Origin of the sequence: Chlorogloeopsis sp. ULAP01 (genome assembly GCF_030381805.1) — a bacterium.
Lineage (GTDB): Bacteria > Cyanobacteriota > Cyanobacteriia > Cyanobacteriales > Nostocaceae > Chlorogloeopsis.
Genome location: NZ_JAUDRH010000018.1, coordinates 165186 through 191013, shown reverse-complemented (window position 1 = coordinate 191013; position 25828 = coordinate 165186). Strand labels below are relative to the sequence as shown.

The 25828-nt window shown below is 40.3% G+C and carries 24 protein-coding genes; 7 read left to right on the top strand and 17 right to left on the bottom strand.

Annotated elements, in window-relative coordinates; translation table 11 throughout:
• Nucleotides 1–31: 31 nt before the first annotated feature.
• From QUB80_RS30270 to QUB80_RS30235, 8 genes are all read right to left on the bottom strand, one after another.
• Entirely contained in the window at nt 32–1657 is a 1626-nt protein-coding gene (locus QUB80_RS30270; protein ID WP_289793161.1) for an ATP-binding protein, read from the bottom strand.
• Between the two features lie 640 nt (nt 1658–2297).
• The gene (locus QUB80_RS30265; protein ID WP_289793160.1) at nt 2298–3236 is read right to left on the bottom strand and encodes a LysR family transcriptional regulator; all 939 of its coding nucleotides are present in this window, start codon (nt 3234–3236) and stop codon (nt 2298–2300) included.
• A gap of 749 nt (nt 3237–3985) precedes the next feature.
• Nucleotides 3986–4762 (bottom strand): beta-carboxysome assembly protein CcmO, encoded by a 777-nt coding sequence (ccmO, locus tag QUB80_RS30260; RefSeq protein WP_289793159.1) that lies wholly within the window; start codon nt 4760–4762, stop codon nt 3986–3988.
• A 118-nt stretch (nt 4763–4880) separates the two neighbouring features.
• The gene (gene ccmN / locus QUB80_RS30255; RefSeq protein ID WP_289793178.1) at nt 4881–5570 is read right to left on the bottom strand and encodes a beta-carboxysome scaffolding protein CcmN; all 690 of its coding nucleotides are present in this window, start codon (nt 5568–5570) and stop codon (nt 4881–4883) included.
• 239 nt (nt 5571–5809) lie between these two features.
• On the bottom strand, nt 5810–7471 hold the full coding sequence (gene ccmM / locus QUB80_RS30250; RefSeq protein WP_289793158.1) for a beta-carboxysome scaffolding protein CcmM: 1662 nt from the start codon (nt 7469–7471) through the stop codon (nt 5810–5812).
• A gap of 92 nt (nt 7472–7563) precedes the next feature.
• The gene (gene ccmL / locus QUB80_RS30245) at nt 7564–7866 is read right to left on the bottom strand and encodes a beta-carboxysome shell vertex protein CcmL (protein ID WP_289793157.1); all 303 of its coding nucleotides are present in this window, start codon (nt 7864–7866) and stop codon (nt 7564–7566) included.
• Between the two features lie 6 nt (nt 7867–7872).
• The gene (locus QUB80_RS30240; RefSeq protein WP_010995041.1) at nt 7873–8217 is read right to left on the bottom strand and encodes a carbon dioxide-concentrating mechanism protein CcmK; all 345 of its coding nucleotides are present in this window, start codon (nt 8215–8217) and stop codon (nt 7873–7875) included.
• Between the two features lie 108 nt (nt 8218–8325).
• Nucleotides 8326–8634, bottom strand: coding sequence for a carbon dioxide-concentrating mechanism protein CcmK (locus QUB80_RS30235; protein ID WP_010995042.1), 309 nt, complete (start codon nt 8632–8634; stop codon nt 8326–8328).
• 637 nt (nt 8635–9271) lie between these two features.
• Here QUB80_RS30235 and QUB80_RS30230 point away from each other — a divergent pair.
• The 3 genes from QUB80_RS30230 to QUB80_RS30220 all read left to right on the top strand — a co-directional run bounded on the left by QUB80_RS30230 (nt 9272) and on the right by QUB80_RS30220 (nt 14028).
• Complete coding sequence (locus QUB80_RS30230; RefSeq protein WP_289793155.1) at nt 9272–11128, top strand: NAD(P)H-quinone oxidoreductase subunit F; 1857 nt, start codon at nt 9272–9274, stop codon at nt 11126–11128.
• 152 nt (nt 11129–11280) lie between these two features.
• On the top strand, nt 11281–12795 hold the full coding sequence (locus QUB80_RS30225) for an NADH-quinone oxidoreductase subunit M (protein WP_289793154.1): 1515 nt from the start codon (nt 11281–11283) through the stop codon (nt 12793–12795).
• A gap of 102 nt (nt 12796–12897) precedes the next feature.
• The gene (locus tag QUB80_RS30220; protein ID WP_289793153.1) at nt 12898–14028 is read left to right on the top strand and encodes a CO2 hydration protein; all 1131 of its coding nucleotides are present in this window, start codon (nt 12898–12900) and stop codon (nt 14026–14028) included.
• Between the two features lie 139 nt (nt 14029–14167).
• Here QUB80_RS30220 and QUB80_RS30215 read toward each other — a convergent pair whose 3' ends face one another.
• The gene (locus QUB80_RS30215; RefSeq protein WP_289793152.1) at nt 14168–14584 is read right to left on the bottom strand and encodes a hypothetical protein; all 417 of its coding nucleotides are present in this window, start codon (nt 14582–14584) and stop codon (nt 14168–14170) included.
• Nucleotides 14585–14681: 97 nt separating this feature from the next.
• On the opposite strand from QUB80_RS30215, the gene QUB80_RS30210 reads away from it, so the two are divergent.
• Together QUB80_RS30210 and QUB80_RS30205 are read left to right on the top strand one after the other, a co-directional pair.
• Complete coding sequence (locus tag QUB80_RS30210; protein ID WP_289793151.1) at nt 14682–15617, top strand: phosphodiester glycosidase family protein; 936 nt, start codon at nt 14682–14684, stop codon at nt 15615–15617.
• 109 nt (nt 15618–15726) lie between these two features.
• Nucleotides 15727–16296 carry a hypothetical protein gene (locus QUB80_RS30205; RefSeq protein ID WP_289793150.1) on the top strand — a complete coding sequence of 190 codons (570 nt, stop codon included), beginning with the start codon at nt 15727–15729 and terminating at the stop codon, nt 16294–16296.
• A 412-nt stretch (nt 16297–16708) separates the two neighbouring features.
• On the opposite strand, the gene QUB80_RS30200 is transcribed toward QUB80_RS30205, so the two are convergent.
• Nucleotides 16709–17158: an Hsp20/alpha crystallin family protein gene (locus tag QUB80_RS30200; protein WP_289793149.1), complete on the bottom strand. Its 450-nt coding sequence runs from the start codon at nt 17156–17158 to the stop codon at nt 16709–16711.
• A 452-nt stretch (nt 17159–17610) separates the two neighbouring features.
• On the opposite strand from QUB80_RS30200, the gene QUB80_RS30195 reads away from it, so the two are divergent.
• A complete protein-coding gene (locus QUB80_RS30195; RefSeq protein ID WP_289793148.1) occupies nt 17611–18855 on the top strand; it encodes a molybdopterin molybdotransferase MoeA in 1245 nt (414 codons plus the stop codon).
• A 547-nt stretch (nt 18856–19402) separates the two neighbouring features.
• Nucleotides 19403–19801, top strand: a complete 399-nt coding sequence (locus QUB80_RS30190) for a DUF4278 domain-containing protein (protein WP_289793147.1) — start codon at nt 19403–19405, stop codon at nt 19799–19801.
• A 48-nt stretch (nt 19802–19849) separates the two neighbouring features.
• Here QUB80_RS30190 and QUB80_RS30185 read toward each other — a convergent pair whose 3' ends face one another.
• From QUB80_RS30185 to QUB80_RS30155, 7 genes are all read right to left on the bottom strand, one after another.
• Entirely contained in the window at nt 19850–20497 is a 648-nt protein-coding gene (locus QUB80_RS30185; RefSeq protein ID WP_289793146.1) for an HAD-IA family hydrolase, read from the bottom strand.
• A gap of 213 nt (nt 20498–20710) precedes the next feature.
• Complete coding sequence (locus QUB80_RS30180; protein ID WP_289793145.1) at nt 20711–21904, bottom strand: NAD(P)/FAD-dependent oxidoreductase; 1194 nt, start codon at nt 21902–21904, stop codon at nt 20711–20713.
• Nucleotides 21905–21943: 39 nt separating this feature from the next.
• Entirely contained in the window at nt 21944–22516 is a 573-nt protein-coding gene (locus tag QUB80_RS30175) for a GNAT family N-acetyltransferase (protein ID WP_289793144.1), read from the bottom strand.
• Entirely contained in the window at nt 22506–23363 is an 858-nt protein-coding gene (locus QUB80_RS30170; protein ID WP_289793143.1) for a HEAT repeat domain-containing protein, read from the bottom strand. Before QUB80_RS30170 ends, QUB80_RS30175 begins: the two co-directional genes overlap by 11 nt.
• A 154-nt stretch (nt 23364–23517) precedes the next feature.
• The gene (locus QUB80_RS30165; RefSeq protein WP_289793142.1) at nt 23518–23874 is read right to left on the bottom strand and encodes a ChaB family protein; all 357 of its coding nucleotides are present in this window, start codon (nt 23872–23874) and stop codon (nt 23518–23520) included.
• A 330-nt stretch (nt 23875–24204) separates the two neighbouring features.
• Complete coding sequence (locus QUB80_RS30160) at nt 24205–24906, bottom strand: DUF2834 domain-containing protein (RefSeq protein WP_289793141.1); 702 nt, start codon at nt 24904–24906, stop codon at nt 24205–24207.
• A 4-nt stretch (nt 24907–24910) separates the two neighbouring features.
• On the bottom strand, nt 24911–25825 hold the full coding sequence (locus QUB80_RS30155) for a cation diffusion facilitator family transporter (RefSeq protein ID WP_289793140.1): 915 nt from the start codon (nt 25823–25825) through the stop codon (nt 24911–24913).
• Between the last annotated feature and the right edge of the window lie 3 nt (nt 25826–25828).

Below are 25828 nucleotides of genomic sequence, written 5' to 3'. Positions count from 1 at the left end.
GGAGATAGGGAAGATGGGGAAGAATTTACTCTTATGACTTCCTTACCTCCCTCCACTCCTTGTCCTCGTCCCCGCGTCTGTGCTCAGACAGTGTAAAATAAAATGTCGCCCCTTCATCTACTGCGGCTTCTGCCCAAATTCTTCCCCCATGTTTTTGAATGATCCTCTGTACCGAAGTAAGCCCTATACCTGTACCTGAAAATTCTTTTTGAGAATGCATTCGTTGAAAGGGACGAAATAGTTTTTGAGCGTATTTCATGTTAAAACCTGCACCATTATCCCGAACATAAAATTTGGGCAAACTGTCAGATTCTAAAGCAGCACCAAATTCAATTTTGGCCTCTTTACGTTTGGCAGTATACTTCCAAGCATTAGATAACAAGTTTTCCAAAACCACACGCAGCAAAATGGAATCGCCATATACTACCAAACCTTCCTGAATTGTAGTTTCGACTTGGCGGTGAGGCTCGTTAGCTTTGAGATTTGCTAAAATTTCTTGAGCAATTTGACTCAGATTTACTGTCTGTGGTTGAATTTCAGTTTGTGAGAGTTTGTGTAGTGACAACATATGCTCAATTTGGGCGTTCATGCGATCACAGGCAACACACAAGCGGTTGAGGAAAAACTTGGCTCGCTCATCAAGTTGGTTACCGTATTCACTTAACAATAGAGAACTATAGCCATCGATCGCACTCAATGGCGATCGCAAATCGTGAGAAAGAGTATAAGCAAATGCCTCTAATTCTTGATTGGCTGCTTCCAATTGAGCGGTGCGATCGCGTACTCTTGTTTCTAACTCTTGATAAACTTGGATGTTTTCTATTGCTACTGAAGTAGTATCGGCTAAAGCTTGAATCAAACCTATTTCTTCGGTAGTGGCAAGGTGCGGTGTTGCCCAGTAATTACCAATTGCGCCGATTGGTGCTTCTTTACGAATTGGCACCATTACCAAGCTCTTGATAAAAGTGGGTTTATAGGCTTCATAGGGAATGCGTTCATCCTCATACACATTCTCTATAATCACTTGCTGCTTGTGCTGCATACACCAGCCACCAATGCAGATATTCACTGGAAAACGCCGTCCTTTCCACAACGGTTGTATGGCGTTTTCGTCGGCATAGAAACACATATCGCCCTCACGCAGTACAAAGGTAGCTCCGTCAGCACCAGTAAGCTCTCTAGCAGCTATGCGCACTATTGCCGTAATTTCATCTAAGCTACGTGCTAAAGAAAGTTCTTGAACTACCTTTACGAGTCTCTCCATCGCCTGATTATATTGCTCAAGGCGACTCTCGGCAATTGCCCGGCGAGCGATCGGTACAAGTTGCCACAACTGATTTTTACTAATGCAGTCTACAACACCTTCATTTAGGTAATTAGTAATTTCTTCTGGATTCGTATTTGCAGAAACTAAAATAAAGGGTATGTTGGGACATTTTTTTTTGGCTATTTCAAAGGCGGCATATCCAGTAAAATCAGAAACCCTACTATCAGACAAAATTAAATCAAAACTATTTACATCAAGGGCGGCAATATACTCAGAGCCTGAATTTACCATAAATATTTCACATTCAAAACCACCCTTAGTCAGTATTCGCTGAATCAGTTCAACATCCATTGGAGCATCTTCAAGATGAAGTATACGTAGTCTATTCATGACTATTCTCAAAATTAGTTTTTATAATAAATTTCCTCAAATATATAAATAATTAACTTTCTATATAATTTTTAATTATTGGATTAGGAGTAACAACTCTTTTATTAATGACAAATATCAGACTTACTTTATTTGAGAATAAAATAATTTAATTTTTGAAATATTTATTTATATCTTTAACTATATGTAGTAGGTTGCACAGGTATGAGGTATTAATCTCCTACCAAATTATGAATATTTATACCTGTTTTACTTCTGAAGTATGCACAACGCTGTCATATTGTAATTTCATAGCTTAACTATGAGACAGAGAGTTATCAAATAATAGGTAATAACTTTCATTCTTATCAATATTTTTTATTATGGCTTATGCATTACTTATCTATGAGAGATTGTTTGTAAAGAAAAGTTTAAATTTAATACTTTGTAGTACTCAACAAGTAATGGAGTGCTTCCATACCGTAAGTTTTTAACAAGAATACCTGTGCAAATTAAACAAAAGTGCGTTTACAAAAGCCAGAATATTGATACATTACTTAATTGTGTATTCTGACTTCTGTATTCTGCATCATTTCAACAAACAAGCCTCCAGCCTCTTTCTATCTAAACTTGCTAACCTCAAATCCAAAAAGTCAATAATTTAACTGCTTTCGTGATTTCGTTCACAACTAATTGCTGCGGTTTGCTCTGCAATCTGTTTGGCTGCATCCATCAGATACTCAAAATAGGTGCGAGCAACAATAGATAATTGTTTACCAGAGGGATAAACCATATACCAATTTCGTTTGATTGGAAAATGTTCTACATCCAAAATAATTAAGTCTCCCGTATCTGGTAATAAAGTATGACGAGATAAAATAGAAATTCCCAATCCACCTGCTATAGCTTGCTTAATTGCCTCGTTGCTCCCTAACTCTAACTTGACATTTACTGTTACCCCATGTTCATCAAATAATTTTTGCACGGCGCGACGTGTTCCCGAACCAGGTTCTCGCATAATAAAAGGTTCGTTAGCAAGACGTTGGATGGGAATATTTTTTTCATTTGCTAAGACGTGATTAATTGGTGCTAAAACTACTAAAGGGTTTTCGAGAAATTGCTGGTAACTCACATCTAAATGCTCTGGAACTTGACTCATAATATACAAGTCGTCCATATTGTTGGTCATACGTTCCAGAATACCCTCGTGGTTTGTAACTTGTAGGGAGATTTCAATGCCTGGATAAAGTTGGCAAAATGGCCCCAATAAACGTGGTATGAAGTATTTTGCGGTTGTAATCACTGCCAAGCGCAATTGACCTTGTTTTAGTCCTTTTAAATCTGCCACTTTCATTTCAAACTTGGCTATAGTCTCGAAAATCTGGCGACAGGTAGCGTATAATTCTCGCCCTGCTTCTGTTAGATACAGACGCTTACCCACTTGTTCAAATAATGGCAACCCTACCGATTTTGTCAGCTGTTTGATCTGCATAGAAACGGTCGGTTGGGTGAGAAAAAGTTCTTCGGCAGCACGAGTAAAACTACCGTGCCGCGCTGCTGCCTCAAACACCTTCAACTGATGTAGTGTTGCTTGATTCAATGCTAATTCTCCTCTTTGATGGCAATTAACCGAGATATAGCAGTTCTTATTTGCCTCGAAGACTTGTTTAACTTTAATCCACCTTCTCTCCTGACGGTGTAGGTTTTAGCTCGTACCTACTCACAACTGTCTGAATCGATCAAAACTGATACAGCACTTTACTTCTTGCCTTGAATAAAGCAAAGAAGTGAAAAATTTGATTTTGTTAGCAGGAGGAATAATTGCCCTCCCTTACAACAAGCTGCCGTCTACACACAAATGATTGAATCAACTTTGTCGCTTTGTAGGGTGGTTGTCGCATCGCGCAACGCACCAGCCTAGATTTTCGGTGCGTTATGGATGGTAGTCCTAACGCACCCTACGAAGGCTTTTATCTGAGTCAAGCAAGAATTTTAAGTCTTTTGTGTACACCGTAGCCTACAACAAGGGAGGATGAAGGAGAAAGTGGCACATATTGCTAGAAAACTATAACCGCTATAAATCTAGTATCACAGAATACTTGTCACTCCTATAGGGTGACTTACGCAAAAGTTATGAATTGTATACATAGATATATACCTATGCAATTCATCACAAAATGAGTATTTTACTTATAGAACTGACAAGTTATTATCAAGACAACAAGCAAAGCGTAAGATGCCTTCCAGCCAACGTTGCACACCTTGAAGGTGTTTTTTGGGGATAGTAACCGACGTTGTACTAACCTCGTCCTAACAGGTGTGTACAACGTTTTTCTCGATGTTAGATTTCTAGGATTCTTCTGTAATTTTTGCAGGTAATATAGATAAATCTGGCAATTCTACTAACTCAGTTTCGACAACTGGTTGTTTAATATTTAATGGGAACCTCAGTGGCTGACGTTCCTCTATCCAGCAACTGGCTACTGGCAAGGTTTGTTCTAATTCATCCAATGGTCGAGGAATGACCATTACGGCGTTTAATTCTCCAATGCGTTCTGCTTCGTACATCCCAGCTTCTACTGCTACTGCAACATTTGCCACGGAACCACGAATAATGGCTGTACACAATCCTGCACCGATTTTTTCATACGCTGCTAATTGGACATCGGCAGCTTTGAGCATCGCGTCAGCAGCTCCTACCATTGCTGGAAAACCCCGCGTTTCTACTAAGCCTACTGCTTGGTTGCTCAAACGGCTATAATTGCCATCCTCAGCAAAATTGCTGAGGCGGGTAGTAATAGGAAGTACTACATCTAAGTTGGGAAAAGGTCGGGGAATTACCAGGCTAGAAACATACTGATCGAATTGTTTAGCAGTCTGCTCACCAGATTCTACTGCCAAGCGGACATCAGCAATGTTACCCCGGATAATAGCAGTACAATGACCGCCACCTATTTTTTCATAGCCAATTAGGTGAACTCCCGCCGATTTGAGCATCATGTCTGCCGTACCAACGATCGCAGGAAAACTGCGGGTTGATACTAATCCCAAAGCACTATCTGCGAAGTTATCCCGACGACGGGATGTCTGGGCAGTGCTAATAGATCGTTGATTGTATGCGTCCATGTGAAATCTCCGGGGTTCTCAAAGGAAGGATGAAAGCAGCGATGAAGTCTTAAAGTAAAAGTACTTCATACTTATTACTTTCTGCTTCCTACTACAGGTGACAACTTACAATTAACACTTACTCAGATAGATCGTCAGAGTTTGATTTGTTTAAGGATTGTCTGTGGGGAAATAATGTAATCAACAGCTGTTGAATGCTCCCTTGTCCGTAGATGTGAGTACCGATAACAGTAGATTCAGTGCCAGGCTCTTCTGTATTCTGGTTTTTGGGTTCTGGTTGTTGTGGGATTGGATCGGGATTAGATGTGGTGACGGCAGGATTAAGAATACTTTCTTTGCCATTTGCCAAATTACCTGTATCTGTTTCGTCCGATACCGCAGTTGTAGAAGTGGAGTTGCTCTGGGAAGATGGTGATGGTTGTGTGCGATCGCTGACGGTATTCAAATCAGAGATTTGGCGACTAGTGTCTCCCAAAACTGAGCCAGGAGCGACTACTTGTCCCGATTCTACGGAACAATTGAAAATTGTTGTTGCTGAACCAATACAAGCGTTTGCGCCAATTTTGCCTTTACCAACCATCAAAAAACCGGCTCCCAAGTTTGCTCCTGTTTCTACTTCTAAGGTTCCTTCATGGACTTTGAGGATTGCCCCCATACCAATACAAACCCCTGAACCAATAATAATTTTGCTGTTTGGAGCCGCTTGGAGTATCACCCCAGGTGCGAGAACTGCACTTGGATGAATAATAACCTCGCCACTGATGTAAGCATCAAAGTTATGACTCAGGCGCAGTGGCGGCACAGACATGGAAATTTTAACCTCGGAAGCCGGAACAAATGTGAGTGATGAAAAGGTTACAGGTGAGTCCAGCACCGTGCGGGGGTTCCCCCCTTTGTAGACGCCCTCCGGGCGGCTTCCCGTAAGGGTGGTGACTGGCGTAGACGCCGAAGGCGGCTTCAAGGTAGAGTACCCGAAGGGTTATAAGGTTATAGGTTACAGATTGGTTAAATTTCCCTGTCCCCTGTACCCTTTACCCTGTCCCCTTCCTACGGACGTTGAATAATCGTTTCTAATACTCGGCGTTTACCTTTGGGATCAATACCGATTAAGCGCACGTATTCTCCTTGATATTCGGCAAGGTATGCCTCTAATGCAGCGATCGCATCTCTGATGTTAGTAGCTTGAATTTGTCCGCAGCTACTCCACGAACCCATCCGGAAGCGTCTTTGATCTACATGTTCAGCGCTAATTTTATATCCACTCGCCAAAAGTTGCTGTAGTTGTTCTACAACCTCAGAACTTAATTTGGTGTTAGTAGCAGGTGCAGTAGCTGTTGCATAGGTGGAAGTACTTGTACCACCAAATGATGACTTTTGAGTGCCAGATGCAGAAACTGGGCCGTTGGGGCGTTGGATAATTGCTTCCAGTACGCGGCGTTTACCTTTGGGATCTATGCCAATCAAACGCACATACTCGCCTTGGTGATTGTCCATACAATCTTCTAATGCCGCCACCACATCATTAGCAGAGTGGGATTCAATTGGCTTGCAGCTTTGCCACGAACCAGTGCGGAAGCGCCGCTCGTCTACGTGTTCCGTACCAATTTTATAACCACCTGCCAATAATTGGCGAACTTGGTCTACGGTTTCAGAACTGAGTTTGCTGCTACCATTACCATTACCGTTGTAGCTACTGCCATTGCTGCTATAGCTAGAACTCGTGGGAGCTTTAAAAGAAGTAGGTGCTTTGACAGCGCCATCTGGACGTTGGATAATATTCTCCAGCACACGTTGCTTGTTTTTGTCAATACCAAACAGGCGGACATATTCACCAGCATGATCTGCCAAACAAGTCTCTAAAGCTGAGATTGCTTCACCTAAGGATCTAGCTTCAATTGGCTTGCAACTAGTCCAAGAACCGGTACGGAAGCGCCGTGCGTCTACGTGTTCTGTACCGATTTTATATCCTTGCTCCAACAGATAGCGCAATTGCTCTACTGTTTCCGCACCCAAGCTACTGCTAGACACCTCACTGCTCCTTTCTATTCCATTAACGGCTGTACTTGTATAAGTTTGCTCCAATTCGTTGCGAATTGTTCTGATACACTTACTGTCAGCAGCACATAAATAACCTGCTCGTAGTGCCTGGTTAATTCCAACTACATGGTGGGCAAATTGCTTATCTTCTGCTTGCACATCTGGCAAGCGATCAGCTTGCTGCTGATTAGTAATGATGGCTCCCGAAGGCACGTATTTGCCCGGTGGTATTTCTACATCTTGAATTAAAGCGTGCATCATCACGATGCATCCCGCTCCAACCCTGGCATTGAAGATTGTAGAGCGAAAACCGATAAAACAGTCATCACCTACATAACAAGGGCCGTGAATCAGAGCCATATGTGTAATACAGCTATTTCTCCCAATCCAGACCGAGTATTCTTGTTGATCGTCACCGATTACACGGCCTTTCTCCAAGCCATGAACTACTACACCATCTTGAAGATTGGTATTTTCACCAATAAAAAATGGTGTTCCTTCGTCTGCCCGAATTGAAGTACCTGGTGCAACGATAACGTTCGCTTCTATTTTTACATCCCCAATTACGTGCGAAAAAGAATGCACAAAAGCTGATGGATGAATACTTGGTTCAGCTAAATTCTTTGACCACGGTGTTGGGGGAGCTGCCTCCGCCATACTGCGGACTGCCATTGCGAGATTCCTCCTCAGTTGAGTTCTTTGTCATTTGTCCTTAGTCATTTGTCTTTCAAAAACCAATGACTTAATGACTGATGACCAATGAGTTATCGATATTGATTTTTTTTGCTATAAACTAGGCGATCCTCAACGTGAACTGTATCAATAATCGCCACTACTGCCGCATCTATAGGACGCTGTTCATTACCAAGAATTTGGCGAGCGGAACTGCCACGACTGACAAGTACCCATTCATCCACTCCCGCACCAACACTATCGGCAGCCACTTCGTATTCTGGCAGAATACGCCCCTCTTCATCTACTAATTGCAGCAACAGTAGTTTGACACCTCTAAGACTTGGATCTTTTTGAGTGCTAACTACTGTGCCGCGTACTTTAGCAATTTGCATTACACTTTACGGTCTTCTACCGAAAGGACGAATCGCATTAACGTTTTCACGGAACTGTTCTACATCTTCGGTATAACGAATAGGTAGAACGTATTCCAGGTTTTCGTGGGGACGAGCAATGATATGAGTAGACAGTACTTGTCCGCCATTCACTCGCTTGACGGATTCAACTCCTGCTGCGACCGAAGCTTGTACTTCCGAAACATCTCCCCGTACAATCACTGTGACACGACCGCTACCGATTTTTTCATAACCGACTAAGGTAACACGAGCAGCTTTTACCATCGCGTCAGCAGCTTCCACTACTGCGGGGAAGCCAAGCGTTTCTACCATTCCTACTGCAATTGACATAATTTTTTAATTCCTAAGAAGCTTCCAAAAAACGAATCAACGAACACAAGCAAAGCTAGCTACAAGAAGGCAACCCCGTTAATGAATTGTTTTGATGTTAAAGTCTGCCTAAGTTCGGAACTGCTCTACAGCTTCGGTGTAACGAATAGGCAAGACATATTCTAGGTTTTCGTGGGGGCGAGCAATAATGTGAGTAGAGACAACTTCACCACCATTGACTCTTCTGGCTGCTTCTATTCCTGCCGCTACTGAAGCTTGTACTTCAGATACGTCTCCACGAACAATTACTGTTACCCTAGCACTACCGATTTTTTCGTAACCTACCAAGGTGACACGAGCGGCTTTCACCATAGCATCAGCAGCTTCCACTACTGCCGGAAAACCTTTTGTTTCAATCATTCCAACTGCAATAGGCATCGCAGATCTCCTAAACTAATTAACGCGATAAGTACTCTTTCTGTTGAAAATTTTGACGGGGGTGCTCATCTTGAGCTAATTAACTGTTCTCAAATTAAGCATAGGAAAGCTTGGTGCCCCTGACAATATAAATTAGTATAATAGTTTATAATAAAATAGTTTAAAAAAACTTAATAATATTTTATTAGGCGCGTTTTGCTCAACTAATCTTCATGGATTCCTAGAGCAGCTACTTCTGCTTTATAATTTTTTTATTACATTACACTTAAACGAGTTCATACAGATACAAATTCCATCTTCAAGGAGAATGGCAAATTACCTAAAGGTAGTACAGTTGCCCTTCCTCGGTTTTTGTGATCTGTACAAGGCATCCATTGAAAATAAATATAAGTTTTGCTTATAGATTATATTAATGGCTGTTTTCATGCTAAGAACTTCAAGCCGATCAAGGGAAGCTAGCATAGAAAGAGTAAACCCCTGCGTGAGGAAAAAGATAATGATTTTTTCTATATTCTCAGTAGAAAAGTGAAATAATGCTACTTAAACAAAACCGAAAACTAAAAATATCAAAGACAAATTTATTAAGTTCATTTAGTAAAGAAAATAAATACAAGCTGAGACGTCAAGGGCAAATTAAATGAACCAATTTCTGTTCTCAACAACTTGGTGGATACCGTTTTATAGCTTATTAGGAGCATTGCTAACTTTACCTTGGGCTATGGGAATAGTTCGGCGTACAGGCCCAAGACCCGCAGCTTATTTTAATGTATTGACAACAATTTTAAGTTTTGTTCATAGCTTGTTTGTCTTCAAACATATTTGGGATAGAGGACAAGAAAATTTTGTTGTCACCTGGTTTAGTGCTGCGGATTTGAAAATCTCCTTTGCTTTGGAAATTTCACCAGTAAGTGTTGGAGCAACAGTTTTAATCGCAGGACTAAGTTTACTCGCACAGATTTATGCTTTGGGTTACATGGAAAAGGATTGGGCTTTAGCCCGGTTCTTTGCCTTAATGGGATTTTTTGAAGCAGCGCTCAGTGGTTTAGCGATCAGTGACTCCTTATTTCTCAGCTACGCGTTGCTAGAGATGCTGACGCTTTCTACTTACCTGCTGGTAGGATTTTGGTATGCGCAACCGTTGGTGGTGACAGCAGCACGAGATGCTTTTTTAACTAAGCGCGTAGGAGATTTGCTGCTGCTGATGGGAGTGGTAACCCTTTCGACAAAAGCAGGCAGTTTAAATTTTTCAGATTTATATGAATGGGCGCAAACAGCACAGTTAAGTCCTTTAACATCTAGTTTGTTGGGGTTGGCACTAATTGCGGGGCCTGCGGGTAAATGCGCTCAATTTCCTTTACATTTATGGTTAGATGAGGCGATGGAAGGCCCCAATCCAGCTTCTGTGATGCGAAACTCAATGGTAGTAGCTGGAGGTGCATATGTACTCTACAAGTTGCAGCCAATTTTAGCGCTGTCACCGATCGCTTTAAATGCTTTGGTTATGATCGGAACAGTAACGGCAATTGGCGCTTCTTTGGTATCGATCGCCCAAACTGATATTAAGCGTGCTTTATCTCATTCCACCAGTGCATACATGGGGTTGGTGTTTTTGGCAGTAGGGTTGCAGCAAGGGGGAGTAGCCCTGATTTTGCTATTTACCCATGGAATAGCCAAAGCGTTGTTATTTATGAGCGCAGGTTCGGTGATATACACCACGACTTCTCAAGATTTAACAGAAATGGGTGGTTTGTGGTCACGAATGCCAGCGACTACCTCCGCTTTTATTGTCGGTGCAGCTGGAATGGTATCGCTGTTGCCTTTAGGAAGCTTTTGGGCAATGCTATCTTGGGCTGATGGCTTAGTTGTAGTTAATCCTTGGGTATTGTGGGTATTGGTACTTGTCAATGGATTGACAGCATTGAATTTGACGCGGGTATTTCGATTGGTATTTTGGGGTGAACCGCAACAGAAAACTCGTCGTGCTCCAGAAGTTCACTGGCCGATGGCATTGCCAATGGTATCTTTGACAGTAGTAACTTTGTTATTACCCGTGATGTTACAGCAGTGGTATTTGCTGCCAACCTGGGAAAGTGTCAATGTGTTTGTAGTATCGACATTAGTTTTGTCTACTTTATCAGGAGTAGCGATCGGCTCTACAATCTATTTACACAAAGCTTGGTCACGTTCGAGAGTCTTGATTTGGAGATTTTTCCAAGATTTGTTGGGGTATGACTTTTACATTGACCAAATTTATCGGGTGACAGTAGTTGGTGCTGTTGGGCTGCTTTCTAAAATTTCAGCTTGGAGCGATCGCTATTTGGTAGATGGCTTGGTTAACTTAGTTGGTTTTGCAACTATGTTCGGTGGGCAAAGTTTGAAATACAGTATTTCTGGTCAATCTCAAGGTTACCTACTAACTATACTCTTGGGTATTAGTATCTTAGGTTTCTTTATTAGCTGGTCATTAGGTTTATTGGAAAATTTGCCTTTTTAGTCAATAGTCATTGGTTATTGGTTAGTAGTTAGTAGGGGCGGGTTTTGCCGATTATATGAACGGTTGAAACAGACAATTTATATTCTAAACCTGCCCGTACAGTAGTTATGCCACCTCTTTCTATCCTCCCCAATCCCTAGTCCCTAGTTCCTATGCTCAGTGCTTTGATTTTACTGCCGTTATTAGGTGCGGCTTTAATGAGTGTCTTACCTTCTGGTATTGCCAAACTACCTCGTCGTATAGCTTTGGGATTTGCCAGTCTTGCATTTTTATGGAATATTGTTTTAACCACCAAGTTTGATCCAACATTAACAAGTCAACAATTCGGCGAATTCCTACCTTGGATAGATGCTTTGGGTTTAAACTACCATTTGGGAATAGACGGTTTGTCTTTGCCGTTGCTGTTGTTAAATGGAGTGTTGACTTGTGTAGCCATATACAGCAGTGATGAAGACTTACAAAGACCTCGATTTTATTACTGCTTGCTTCTTTTGTTAAGTGCTGGTGTCACCGGCGCATTTCTAGCACAGGATTTACTGCTATTTTTCCTGTTTTATGAACTGGAGTTGATTCCCCTTTATTTACTAATTGCCATTTGGGGTGGTGAACGGCGGGGATATGCAGCAACAAAATTTTTGATTTACACCGCCGTTTCTGGAATTTTGATTTTAGCAAGCTTCCTGGGCATGGTGTGGCTGAGTGGCTCTCCTAGCTTTGCAATGGAGACGTTAAATACTTCTGCTCTACCTGTAGCTACACAAATTATCCTGCTGGTAGGAATTTTAATTGGTTTTGGCATCAAGATGCCTTTGGTTCCCTTTCATACTTGGTTACCAGATGCCCACGTCGAAGCTTCGACACCAATTTCAGTCTTATTGGCTGGGGTATTGTTAAAGCTGGGAACTTACGGCTTAATTCGCTTTGGTTTGTACTTGTTGCCAGAAGCTTGGAGTGTTCTCGCTCCTAGTTTGGCAACTTGGGCAGTGGTGAGCGTGCTGTATGGTGCATCCTGTGCGATCGCCCAAAAAGACATGAAAAAAATGGTGGCGTACAGTTCCATTGGGCATATGGGTTTTGTACTGATTGCTGCGGCTGCTGCTACGCCTTTGAGCATTTTGGCAACAGTTATGCAAATGATCAGCCACGGTTTAATTTCTGCGCTGCTGTTTTTGCTAGTAGGAATTGTGTATAAAAAAGCCGGAAGTCGCAATTTAGACGTACTTCGAGGGCTGTTTAACCCAGAACGAGGGATGCCTGTCATTGGTAGCTTGATGGTGTTGGGTGTGATGGCTAGCGCAGGTATACCAGGAATGTTTGGATTTATTGCTGAATTTGTAGTGTTTCGCAGCAGTTTTGCAGTTTATCCTGTACAGACTTTGTTGTGCATGATTGGTACTGGTTTAACAGCCGTTTACTTCTTGATTTTGATGAATCGCGCCTTTTTTGGACGCTTGTCTGCCCAAGTAATCAGCTTGCCAAGAGTTTACTGGAGCGATCGCGCTCCTGCTATTGTCTTAGCTGTGCTGATTGTAGTTTTCGGTATTCAACCAAATTGGTTAATACGTTGGACGGAAGCAACAACCACAGCAATGGTAAATACTCAAAGTGTTGTTGCCAATGTTTCTTTGGTAAAGGCAAAAAGTACAAATTTAGTTATTGGTCATTAAGTTAGTAGTTAGTAGTTATTAGTTGGTTGTAGACCACTAACTACTATCCACTATCCACTATCTACTAACAACTACCGCTCCCATTTTTAGGAGAATTGTGCAATGGTAACTGCTGCAAATAAACCTACTAAACATCCATTAGCTGAGTATATCGAGCGTCTGGAATCAGGAGGAACATTACTTCCTAATACCGCCGAAAACGTATTAGAAGTAGTAGGGATTCTTAAAAGCTATGGTGTAGTTTTAGATGCCTACTCTAAAAATCTTATTTATATTGCCGAAAATCAATTTTTAGTATTCTTTCCATTTTTTAAATACTTTAACGGAGAAGTTTCTTTTCAAAAGTTACTTCGTCATTGGTCACATGACAGAATTAATTTTGAATATGCCGAATATTGTCTAAAAGCAATGTTATGGCATGGTGGCGGCGGTTTGGATAAATATTTAGATACAAAAGAATTTCAGCAAAGAGCACAAGCTGTTATTCAAGCTAAATTTAAAAACAATCCCATTGTGATGGGAGTTAATCAACTTTTTCCTGATTTTTTAACTGAGCAGTTACGCGTTTCTGCCTACTATAGTGGTTTGGGACAATTTTGGAGAGTAATGGCTGATATTTTTCTTGATTTATCAGACCGTTATGATCGAGGTGAAATCAAATCAATTCCCCAAGTGGTAGACCACATTAAAGCAGGTTTGGTGGCGAATGCCAATAAGCCAATTACCTACTCCGTTAAAATTAAAGATAAAGTTTATGACATTATTCCTGCAAGTGTGGGTTTGACATTCCTTGCAGATACAGCAGTGCCTTATGTAGAGGCAGTTTTCTTCCGAGGAACACCTTTTCCTGGTACAGTTTCATTCAATGCTCAAGCCTATCAAGTTCCGCCAGATCAAGCTCGATTTCAGTATGGCGCTTTGTATGCCGATCCGTTACCTATTGGCGGCGCAGGTATTCCTCCTACCTTGTTAATGCAGGATATGCGCCATTTTCTCCCAGAGTATTTGCATGAAGTTTATCGTCGCAGCCTTAGGGGAGAAGATGATTTGCGGGTACAAATTTGTATGACGTTCCAAAAGTCAATGTTCTGCGTTACTACCGCCGCAATTGTAGGATTAATGCCTTATCCTGCGGATACTGAAAATCCAGAAGAACAAAGGCTAAATCGAGTCTATTTAGCAAAGTGGATGGATAGACTACAAACTTCACAATTGAGAGAGGTGAATAGTTAGGAAATATTCTTTTTGGCTTTATATTTTGATGATTTATTTATGAATTGTTTAATGTAGAGACGTGAATTTCGTGTCTCTATATCTCTATTTTTTGTTTTTTGTCTTTTAAGGAAAAAGATTAGAAAAAGAAATCCTGTAATTATTCAAATACATACCTTTCAGCGACTTTCCAGTATCGAGAGAAACGCTTAAGGTCAATATATCCGTCATAATCAAAAAACGGCTCTACTTCAAAAATTTCTAATTCTACAGAAAGTTCAATTTCATCGTAAATAGCACTAAAGCGAGGACTTGGGCTATCTGATGTTACTACTTTATTGGCATTATGCTCTTTCGCAAAAGCTAAAACTTCTTGCGCTACATTACCGCGTCGGATAATTATGGGTAACTCTAATAAGCATTCGTAGATAAAAGCGATGCGTTTGAGACTAAGTTGCCATTCCTCTATTAACACATCGTCCCATACCCAAATAGCAGGTGCATCAGTATATTCTTGTAATGCGGGGTTGTACGGACTTAAGCAGTCTCCATGTACCCAGACAACAGCTTTATTCATAAAACTTATTAGTAAGGTGCCAAAAAGCCTTTACAAGGCTTTACTTTAACTCCTTATGTCCGTAAAGTTCAACTAAAAAGTCAAAGTTATAAACAATATGTACATCAAACATCTATTTTGGTTGTCTATCTTAATAGTTACTATAGGTTTATTATCTGGTTGTCAAGAAATTGAGTTCAATTCAGCAACAGAAGCATCTCAAAAATGTCCTGGAGAAGATGAAAAATTCAGTATTAGTTTTTTCAAGACTGATAATCAAGGGAAAAAATCTGTAAGAGGAATTAATCATGTAATCATTTTTAATCCCAAATCTGAAGCACTAGATTTTAAAGTGAATGTTGGTTTGGCTCATCGTCTTTATGCAAAAGATAATCAGGGAAAACTGCGCAAAGCATATGTGCCAAAAATGTTTAATGAATTAATTACTGGTGAAAATGCTAAGTTAAACGGGCAAGCACCGATTGCGGCGATTAATGCCGATTATATAGATACTGAAAATAAACCCCAAGGATTAAATATTTCTCGTGGATACGAATATTCAGGTGCATTTAAAAATAAGCGATCTTCCTTCGGAATTTCAGCAGGCAAACCACAGCAACGCCAAGCCACGATTCAGACAGGAAGAAGAAATAATGATATTCTCAACTACAATATTGTGGGTGGTAATGGTAGATTTTATAGTAGTGGTCAGTTCAAAGATATTTGTGTAAATTTAGGTGAATTTGCTTGTAAAGTTGCAACCAATCGCTCAATGGTAGCAATTACTAACAAAGGTTATGTAGTTTTCTTAGTTAATGATATTAAAGCTAATTCAGATATTGAAGTTTCTCAACTCAATCAAGAACTTTTACCAGATATGTTTGATGATGTATTAGAAGGAATTACCCGTCAGAATTGTTTAGGTAAAATTCAAGAAGGTATGTTATTTGATGGAGGTCAATCTCCAGGATTATTTTATGATAATAAAATTTATGTAGAAAATACAGGGCCAATTGGTTCAGTATTTTTAATTTATAAGAAAATAAATGATTAAAAGACACAGATCTCCTACTTCTTTAAGAAGTCGAGGAGCTTATTTTTAATTAACGATCGCAAGAATACCTAAGCTGCGGTAGGCTAGATAATGACGCAAAAAAATGATTATGACACCTACAGAAATTGCAGGTACACTGGCAGAATTATTTAGTGCAGAGGCAACTGTTGCGATCGCACCTGGTTCTTGGCAAGTAGAAACTCCTGCTTTTCGTTTATTAGTACTACTTTCGGATGATGAAAGTTGGTTGCGAGTTTTGCTACCTATTGTACCAGCACAACAGGCTAGACCATTTTTAGAACAGTTTTTAGAAGCCAACTTTGATGAAACTCTCCAAGTACGCTATGCCTCACACCAAGGTGTAATCTGGGGGGTATTTCAGCATAACTGTAGTAGTTTAAGTGTAGAAGATTTGCGTGATGCGATCGCTCAACTTATTTCTTTACAAGAAGTTGGTTTAGATGATGTCTTTAATCGGTTAGTTGAAAGTCGCGTTCGACAAATTATCTTAGCAGCAAAAATGCAAGGTCAAACTCTAGAGTTTACCATGCAAAACCTGGAACGTTTTTACGCAGAAGGTTTAATGGGAGACGAAAATCAAACTTCACAAGGAAGAGAAGAAACTTTAGCTGCTTGGCGACGTCAATTAGAGCGACTTTGGCCAGAAATAGAACCTTAAAATTGGTGTAAAACTCATAATTATCGTAGCAATTTTACTATAGTTTTTTAACCAATAAAAAACTTACACTTTAGAACTCACGATTGATGGAGCATCACAATTTTGACGCCATATCCTAGAAGGGTGTAGGGATTTTTGCAAAAACAGAATACTCCCCAATTCATAGTGATATAGGAATCAGTATTTGTAGGGTGCGTTACGCTTTGCAATAACACACCCTACGTGTTGTTCAAAAATCAAATAGTCATCCTATGTAAATTCAACCTTTTTGCATATGCCACTGAGTAATAACAAAAAAAGCTTGGCTAGTTTGCTCTAACCAAGCTTAATTTCACATCACACTATTACACGAGGTACTAAGTTTTTAAGTTATTTGTTCAGTCTCAGCTAACTGATAGATATTTAAAGTCAATTAAGCAGCGTCTTGCTCCAAATTTACTTTGACGACTTTATTCTTTTCTGCTTGAGTTTTGGGCAGTGATAAATTCAAAATACCATCTTTGTATTCTGCTTTTACATCAGTATTTTGAATTTTAGCAGGTAGAGGAATTACACGTTGAAATTTGCCGTAATGGAATTCAGTGCGAGTATAGCCTTTATCTTCAGTTTTATTTTCAGACTTGCGCTCACCGCTAACATATACGGCATTTTCTGTAACCTTCACATCCAAGTCTTTAGCTTCAATTCCTGGCAGTTCTAACTTCAAGTGGATAGCATCTTTTGTTTCTTGCAATTCTGCCGCAGGAACTTTGATAGAATCTTTTGCAAACAATGTTGTTGGTACTCTTGTATCTTCAAATAAACTGTTGATTTGTTTTTGGAGAGTGTTAATTTCTTGCCAGGGATTGTAACGAATAATCATATTGTCTATTTCCTAGAGTTAGTTTTGTTGTTCCCACCAATCAATGCAAGAGTTAAATCCTTGCTTTGATTACTATATTATTAGTAATTAATTAGGGCGTAAATTCGGTTTTTATCACTTAGTTAATGATGATTGCCGACCATGATTTATAGTTAAGAAAAGGTGTGGAAACCTCATATATTTTTGGTTCGGTAAATACACAATTCTAACGGAACAATATGAGGAACGAACCACAAAGGACGCATTAGACGCGGAGCGGCTACTTACCCTACGGGAAGCCGGGCAAAGCCCGTCTACAGAAGCCACTACTCTACCTTGAAGCCGGACTACGTCCGTCTACGTGTCTACCCGTAAGGGTAGGACACAAAGAAAGAAATTTGGCGCAGTTTCACAAAGATAATGATATAAATATACATCTGTCCATCATCTCCTTTTGTTGCTAGTTATTTACCATGCTGTCAGTTCAAGATGCAGAAACAACTATTTTTAATTTGGTACAGCCGTTAGATCCTGAACGCGATACAGAAGTTGTAGATTTACTAGCAGCCAATAGCCGCGTTCTAGCTTCTCCTGTAACGAGTCAGCTTGACTTTCCCCATTGGGATAATTCAGCAATGGATGGTTATGCAGTGCGTTACACAGATGTGCAGTACACCAGTCAAGAACACCCAATTACCTTAGAAATTGTTGAGGAAATCCCTGCCGGATATCAGCCCCAATCAACTATTCAACCAGGGCAAGCAGCGCGAATTTTCACTGGTGCGGTAATGCCAGCAGGCGCGGATACTATAGTGATGCAAGAACGAACGCAGCGACAGAACAATCGGGTATCAATCCTAGCTGCACCAAAACCACAAGAATTTGTCAGATATCGTGCCTCTTACTACAAAGCGGGTACACAATTACTACCTGCGGGAATAATGCTGAGTGCTCCAGAAATAGCCGTTTTAGCTGCTGCTCAATGTAGTCAAGTAAAAGTTTATCGCCGCCCATACGTAGCAATTTTGTCTACAGGAAATGAACTGGTTACTCCTGAACAACCCCTACAACCCGGACAAATTGTCGATTCCAACCAGTATGCTCTCGCAGCTTTGGTAAGGCAGAGTGGGGCAGAACCACTGATGTTAGGAATTATCCCTGATGAAGCGATCGCTATCTCTGAGGCGATCACTCATGCCATATCAAAAGCTGATATCATCATTTCTTCTGGTGGCGTCTCCGTGGGAGATTATGACTATGTTGAACAAATTATTGAGTCTTTGGGAGGGAAAATTCACATTCGTGCCGTAGCAATGAAACCAGGTAAACCACTTACGGTTGCATCTTTTCAAGAAAATCAGATGTCTACTCCACGATTATATTTTGGTTTGCCAGGAAATCCTGTTTCGGCATTGGTAACTTTTTGGCGATTTGTACAACCGACAATCAAAAAACTTTCTGGAATCAGCGAAGGTTGGCAACCAAAATTTGTTAAGGCATTTACTCGCCATGAGTTGCGATCAGATGGCAAGCGCGAAACTTATGTTTGGGGTAAGTTGCGTTTACAAGATGGAGTATACGAATTTCAACTTGCAGGCGGAAACCAAAGTTCTGGCAATTTAATTAATCTTGCCCAAACAAATGCTCTAGGAATTTTAATAGAAGGTCAAACTTTAATTTCTCCAGGAGAACAAGTGCAAGTTTTACAAGTTGGCTGAAGCGCAGGCATTAAGTAGAAGGCAGGAGGCAGTCGCCGCTCCGCGTCTACTTGCAGAAGTCGCTGCAAGAGCGCAGGTAGGCAGAGAGAGGGCAGAAGGGAATTAGGATAAGGGGACAAGGAGTTGAGAGAGTTGAGAAAGTGTAAGAGTAAATTCTTCCCCATCCTCCCTATCTTCCTCATCTCTTCCTCCCCCAATCTCCTCCTCTTCTTCTCAGTGAGCCTCAAAGGGCGATCGCTTCTGCCAGAAGAAGTAAGACTTAGAACAGAGGTGCTAGTTCTCAAATTTTAGTTATAATTTATTGACATTACAAAAAAATGGTTACAATAGATACAGAAAAATCGTTCATCTCCTGAAATGAGAGAGTCTACATAATACTTCCAGGCGAAGAGTATCAGGCTGTAAACATAGCTTTGCTTTGAACACCTGTGAATATTATTTGGTATGAAACTCAGTTCAGAAGACGGAAGTAAGGAGAAATCCTGAAGGAACGCGCCTCATTTAATTCCAATAGAAGCAGCAACAAATTTAAAGCGAGGCGAAGCAGATGAAACTTACTTATCGCGGTGTTGATTATGAACACAATCCTTTAACCGTGGAACTAACCCCAGAAGAAGTTGGTGGTAAGTACCGTGGTGCAACTTGGGAGCGTCGTTATCCCAGACATATTCCCGTACCTCAACCAGTAGCTGAGTTGAAGTATCGTAGTGTTCCTTATCATATTGGCGATCCGCTAGACGTAGAAGCGATGACGCACCGGAAACAGCGTACTGCTACTAAAACTGAAGCAACCGTCACCAAACGCAAAAAATTGACTGAGGATTTAGCAAGAACTCATCTGGTACATATCCAACGTAATTTGGAACATCGCTTGCAAGTAGCCAAAGAACAAGGAAATCAACACCTGATTCAGCTACTAGAAGAAGAAGCAAAGCAGTTGGTTTAAAGGTTAATTGTTAATAGCTAATAGCTAATGGCTAATAGCTACTGATTACTAACTTTCACGGTTAATCCAAATGCCTCTTAATCCTGCTGCCTTTGCTCCGTGATAATCTTCTGTAAAACTGTCCCCAATGTGCCATGCTGCGGCAGGGGGGCAGTTATGTTTTTCTAAGGCGATTGTAAAAATTTTGGGATCGGGTTTAGCGGCACCTGCTTGGGTAGAAATAGTTATAGAACTGAAAAAATCTCTCAGTTCTAAAGCCTGCAATACTGAATAAAGGCGAGAATCAAAATTCGATACTATTCCTAATTCGATTCCCATCTGCCGCCAGTTTGTCAATGCTGGTAAAACATCGGTATACAAAAACCACGGTTCGGCAGTGCCAAAGTGGATGTAAATTTCGCTAAAAAAAGCCGAAAAGTCGGAAAATTTGTCTAAAACACCTGCTTGCTCAAAGGTTTTAGAGGCTATATTCAACCACCAATCAAACTCGTACTGGAGAATATCTTGCTCTTGTGTATTTGGAAATACAGGTGGCGGTGCAGCTTTAAAGCTAGAGATGAATGTTTTATTCAAAATTTCGGCTGAAACTTCGACGCCAAATTCCTGTGCTAATTGACTATAAACCTCACCCACACTGCCCTTAACGTTGAAGAGTGTGCCAACAGCATCTAAAAAAATAACTTTCGGTCGTTTCATCAACCTTTGACAACTTTGGATTTTGGATTTTAGCTACTTACATTCGGCGGCAGAAATCAACACATTTCTCGTGGTGACTGTTAGTGGATAGTAGAGAGTGGATAGTGGGTGATAATTAACAACCAACTAAATATACGGCCTTTCGGTCGTTTGCCTCTACTAACTACTAACGAGCCTCGTAGATTATGTTTATCTACACTCAGTTACTTAAATTTATTTTGAGAGTGTCTCTATAATAGGACGAGCTAACCAGTTAAAACCAACTTTAAGTTTATGATCTAAAGTCGGTAAGCGATAGAGATAGGCTAGACGACGAGCTATATAAGCTAAAGTCCCTTCCAAAGTGATGCCCAAACCACTGAAGGTAGCACTATCTATCCCTAGTGTCATCATCTCACCTAAGTGCTGATAGCGCAAAGGAAGTAAGGGGCGATCGCTTAGGCTTGCCCAAACATTCCAACCAGCATAATCGGCTTGTTGAAAAGCTGCTTGAGCAGTAGCAGGTACTTGCTGTCCTTCTGCATCTCGACAGTCTGCTAAATCTCCTAAAGCAAAAATTTCTGGATGATCAAGGACTTGTAAAGTGGGTGTAGTGGTAATTTGCCCACGTTGATTCTGTTTAAGACCAAGATTTCGTACTACAGGTGCAACTTGTGTTCCTACTGTCCAAATGACTAAATCTACGGGAATAATATCTACTTGACCCTTATATTCTAAGGAAATAGTATCTTGCCCCATTGATACTACCTTGGTTTCCAAGTCAATAAATACACCTTGTTCATCCAAGGCTTTTTTTGCTGCTTGGCGATTAAACTCTGGAGAAGTACGCAAAATTTGATCTGTCAATTCAATTAATCGAAAACGTCCTTTTTGCCCCAGTCTGTCTGCTAATTTACAAGCTAGTTCAACACCACTATAACCACCGCCAACAATTGCTACTCGAATTTTATCTGCATCTGATTCTTCCAATACTCGCAGGCGTTCTTCTAAACGATACGCATCTGTAATAGTTCGGAATGTGTATGCATAAGCTGTAGCTCCTGGCACGATATCTAGGGGTGTTTCGCCACCCAGCGCCAGCACCAGACGATCATAATTGATTGCTGGCCCATCGTGTAAGTGTACTTGGCGTTGATATATATCAATTCCCGACACAGTAGCCTGATAAAAACGCACACCTGTGTCTTGTAAAAGTTCTTCAAAGGGAGGGGCAATTTCCCAAGATTGTAGTTCCCCAGTCAGTAGTTCGTAGAGGAGGGGAGAAAAAACAAAGCGATCGCTTTGATCTACCAAAACTATTTCAGGTTTTGACAACGGTTGCCAAGGTAACTGGCTTAACCGTAAGGCGGTGTAGAGACCACCAAAGCCTCCACCCAGGATACAAATTCTAGCTCTTTGTTCGGTCATGTGTCTAATGGGCAGTCAATCCCAGTAGGGCAACTTCTATCAGTGTAATGATTTCTTTCGCTCTATTACCATCAACCAGTTATCCTGGTATTTCCCTTCGTGCAGTTCATGTTTTGGCAAAAGCTTTACTTTTATGAAACCGCATTTCTCATAGCAACGAATAGCGCGAATATTCTTCACATCTGGATCTATAACTACTTTAACAGCTTGTAATTGCTCAAAAAGATAGTCTACAATTCCTGACACAACTTTCGTGCCAATTCCTTTATTCCAACAGGTGCTTTCGCCTATAAATAAATCAATACCGTAGATAAAATCAGTATTTTCCAGACAATACTTTTGCCTGTCGGTTTCAGGTAAGTCATTAACTGAATAATACTGTATGTAACCAATGGGGATATTTTGATAGTAGAACAGACAAGGTACAACTGGATCGTATCCTCTAACTAAAGGTTGGTATGTTTCTATAATTCTTTCTAATGGAAAAGGATTATCTCTACCTTCATAAAATTCCAATACTTTTTCATCAGTTAGCCATTTCGCCATTAATTGATAATCATGGATATCTTCTTGCATAAGGTGAATGCTAATTCCGTCCTTTTCAAAGAGCATCTCTATGATCTAATTTTTCTGGTTTGCAATTGTCAATAGCCTCTGCCAATAGGTTATTATCCATATTCCACCACTCTTTCAAGCGTATTAAAACTGTATATAATCTTGAGTCTCCAACTTCTTTTGCTGCTTCTACAGCTAATTTACCAACCCAGTTAGAAGTAAGCTCTTCTATTAATAAATTTACGACTCTTTCATCTCGTCTGATCGCTAAACCTAGTAATGCTTCTCCACGAATTTCACTTTCAGTTTCAGTTTTATTCTTCTCATCTATGAGACGTTTAAACAAAGCATTCCTAATAGCTGGTGTATTTATTTCTATCATTGAGCCTAATCCAAAAGTGGCCCAATTTCTCACATCCGCATCTTCGTCTGTCGATAAATCAATTAGCGTATTAATTGCTAGCTCATCTGTTTGGGATAGTAAGCCAAAAACGACACCAAAACGGACATTGGCACTAGAATGATTTTTTAATTTAACTAATGGTTTTATCCCTCTAGAATCCTTAAGATGACCTAAAGCAACTCCAATCGCACCGAGAACTTCAGTATCTTCTTCTTTCTCAAGCAGTTGGAGAAGTATATTCACTGATTCATAAGGAAAAGACCTTTTTGGTATTCCTAGCTGTCCTAATATATCAACCCCTAACTCTCTTTCCTTAGGGTTTTGACTTTTACATAACCTCGATGCTGCTTCAAATACTTCTAAGCTACCACGGAAATGTAAAACACTGACAATATCTCTAAAAGTATATTCATTCTCTTGTGCCAGTGCAATTTTGATTAACTCTTCAGTACTTCTTGGATCATTGTGTTGTTCTTCAATATAATTATCTGCCGAATCCATAAGCTTAAAATCCTGAATTAACCCGCAAAATAGACAAAATTAGTATTTATCTAGTCAATTTTTGTACTCACTTAAGACTTACTATGAAAATAATTAAAAAGCGGCTTGTATAAATCACAAACCGCTTCAAATCTAACATATATTTATAATAAATTTAGTTACCGCCAGAGGTTACAGCTTTGTGATGTTGAGCGGTAACTTCACCTTTGGCATACCATTGACCATCTAAACCTTTTTCAAACATCTCGTGGACGCTATTCAAAGCTATTTGACGAGCGCCCTCTTCACTGATACCGTCACTTTTTGCAGCTTTGAGAGCAGCAACATAAATTTGTTGAGCTTCTTGAGGCAAGTTTTCTCCTCTGATTTCTTCTGGCAATTCCTGTTGATTGTTGCTTCTACTTTCCTGTTGTAATTCTTCTGTGTTGTTACTTTGGCTTTCTTGCTGCAATTGCTCTACATTGTTACTTCTATTTTCTTCAGATGATTGTTCTATATTGTTATAAGTCATCAGTCCACTCCGATTATTTAATCTTAAATTAAACTTGAATCTATCGTAAAAAATAAAAGACGTGTTATCCTCTTTCTGGAAGCATAGATAGGACTTACCCGTTGGTAGGAATTTAATTAATCTCAATTCCTCCTCATTTTTCGGCAGGAACTTGTATAAATAATTTCTCAATCGAAACAAGTAATAAGGATTAGGATTAGGAAGAGGTGCTAAGGAGAGATGTAGGGAAATCTCTCTGTGTGTGTCCCCCTGTCCTCTTTTGTACCCAATTCTTGATACCCTATCACCAGTACCTAATACCCTTCTTTTGTCTATACTTTGCTTTAATTACTAAACACCTGAGGGAGCAAATTTATTTTTTATTTCGGTATTTTTTGATTCTTCTAGAGTTTCCATTAAAGGTGGACGCAAGCAAAGGTAAAATAATGGGCCAAACAAAGGTAAGAGTGCCACCACCCAAAAAATGCGAGTATCTTTAATTCCTCTACGTGCCATGTCATCCTCAAATAAAGAGGTGATGGGGAATATCAGACACATCAAACAAAAGTCGATACTAATCAAATGTACAAAATGCCTAGTCTGAAATTGACGAATGTAGTCCTGCCAATCTCCAGTTGTGACTGCATAAACTAAGAGAGCAATAGTACCAACTAAAAGAAAAAATCCTGTTGAACGTCGGTCAAAAAATCGCAGCCATTTATCTATTTTTCCATAAAATTCTTGATTAGATTTGCGGAAAATTAAATATGGTAAAAGGCAAATTACTCCAGTAAAGTTTGAGCCGAGGAAATATGGCCAAACGCGAAAGTTTTGAATTCTGCCATCAGCAAACATCATCGCGCCGTAAATCATCGGCCAAACCCCCATCAAAGTAAAAATCACCGAGATAAAAGTATTGAGTTTACCCCATTGGAGTGTTAACAATTTCCATCCTAAAGGCCAGGTGTCAGCTTGATCTAGGGGAGCTAACCAAAGAGTGTAGGCGACAAATCCCAACCAAATTACCCAAAGAATAATCTTTCTAATAACCATAAACTTAAACAAGGTTATGTGGAGCTAAAACACAAGGATTATTTGGATCGCCAATTTCTAATTGAATAGTTGTGTGTTCAATGCCAAAATTATCGTGGAGTTCTTGGACAATCTTAGCCAAAAATGCATCTCCTGGATGTCCATTTGGTATCACTAAATGGGCAGTTAAAGCTACTTCTGAAGAACTCATTCCCCAAATATGTAAATCATGAACTTCTGTTACACCTGGTAGTTCGCTCAAATAAGTACGAACAGCAAGAAATTCAATGCCGATGGGAACGGCATCGAGTGCTAAGTTAAGAGATTCCCAAAGAAGTTGCCAGCTATTAATAACAACAACTACAACCACAATTAAACTAATTGCAGGGTCGAACCACAACCAACCTGTTGTCAAAATAGCAACACCTGCTAAGACAACACCAAGAGACACCATAGCATCAGCAGCCATATGTAAAAATGCACCACGGATATTGATGTCTCGTTTACGACCAGAAAGAAACATTAAGGCAGTGATCGTGTTGATGATCACTCCTGCGATCGCCACTCCTATAACTACGCTACCGGGGATAGGGCTAGGATTGCTGAAGCGGCGAATTGCTTCCCAACCAATTCCCCCCATTACCAACAGCAGGATAATAGCATTTAACAGGGCAGCTAAAATCGAAGAACGACGGAGTCCATAGGTGTAGCGTTGGGTAGGTGGGCGATGAGACAGGAAACTTGCTCCCCAAGCCAGCACTAACCCCAAAACATCACTTAAATTGTGTCCGGCATCAGCCACAAGCGCCAAAGAGTTAGACAAAAAACCGTAGGTTGCCTCTACAATGACAAATCCAGCATTAAGGATTAGTCCGATCGCAAAGGCACGATTGTAATTCAACTGTTTGTGACTATGACTATGGTTGTGACTGCCAGACATAAA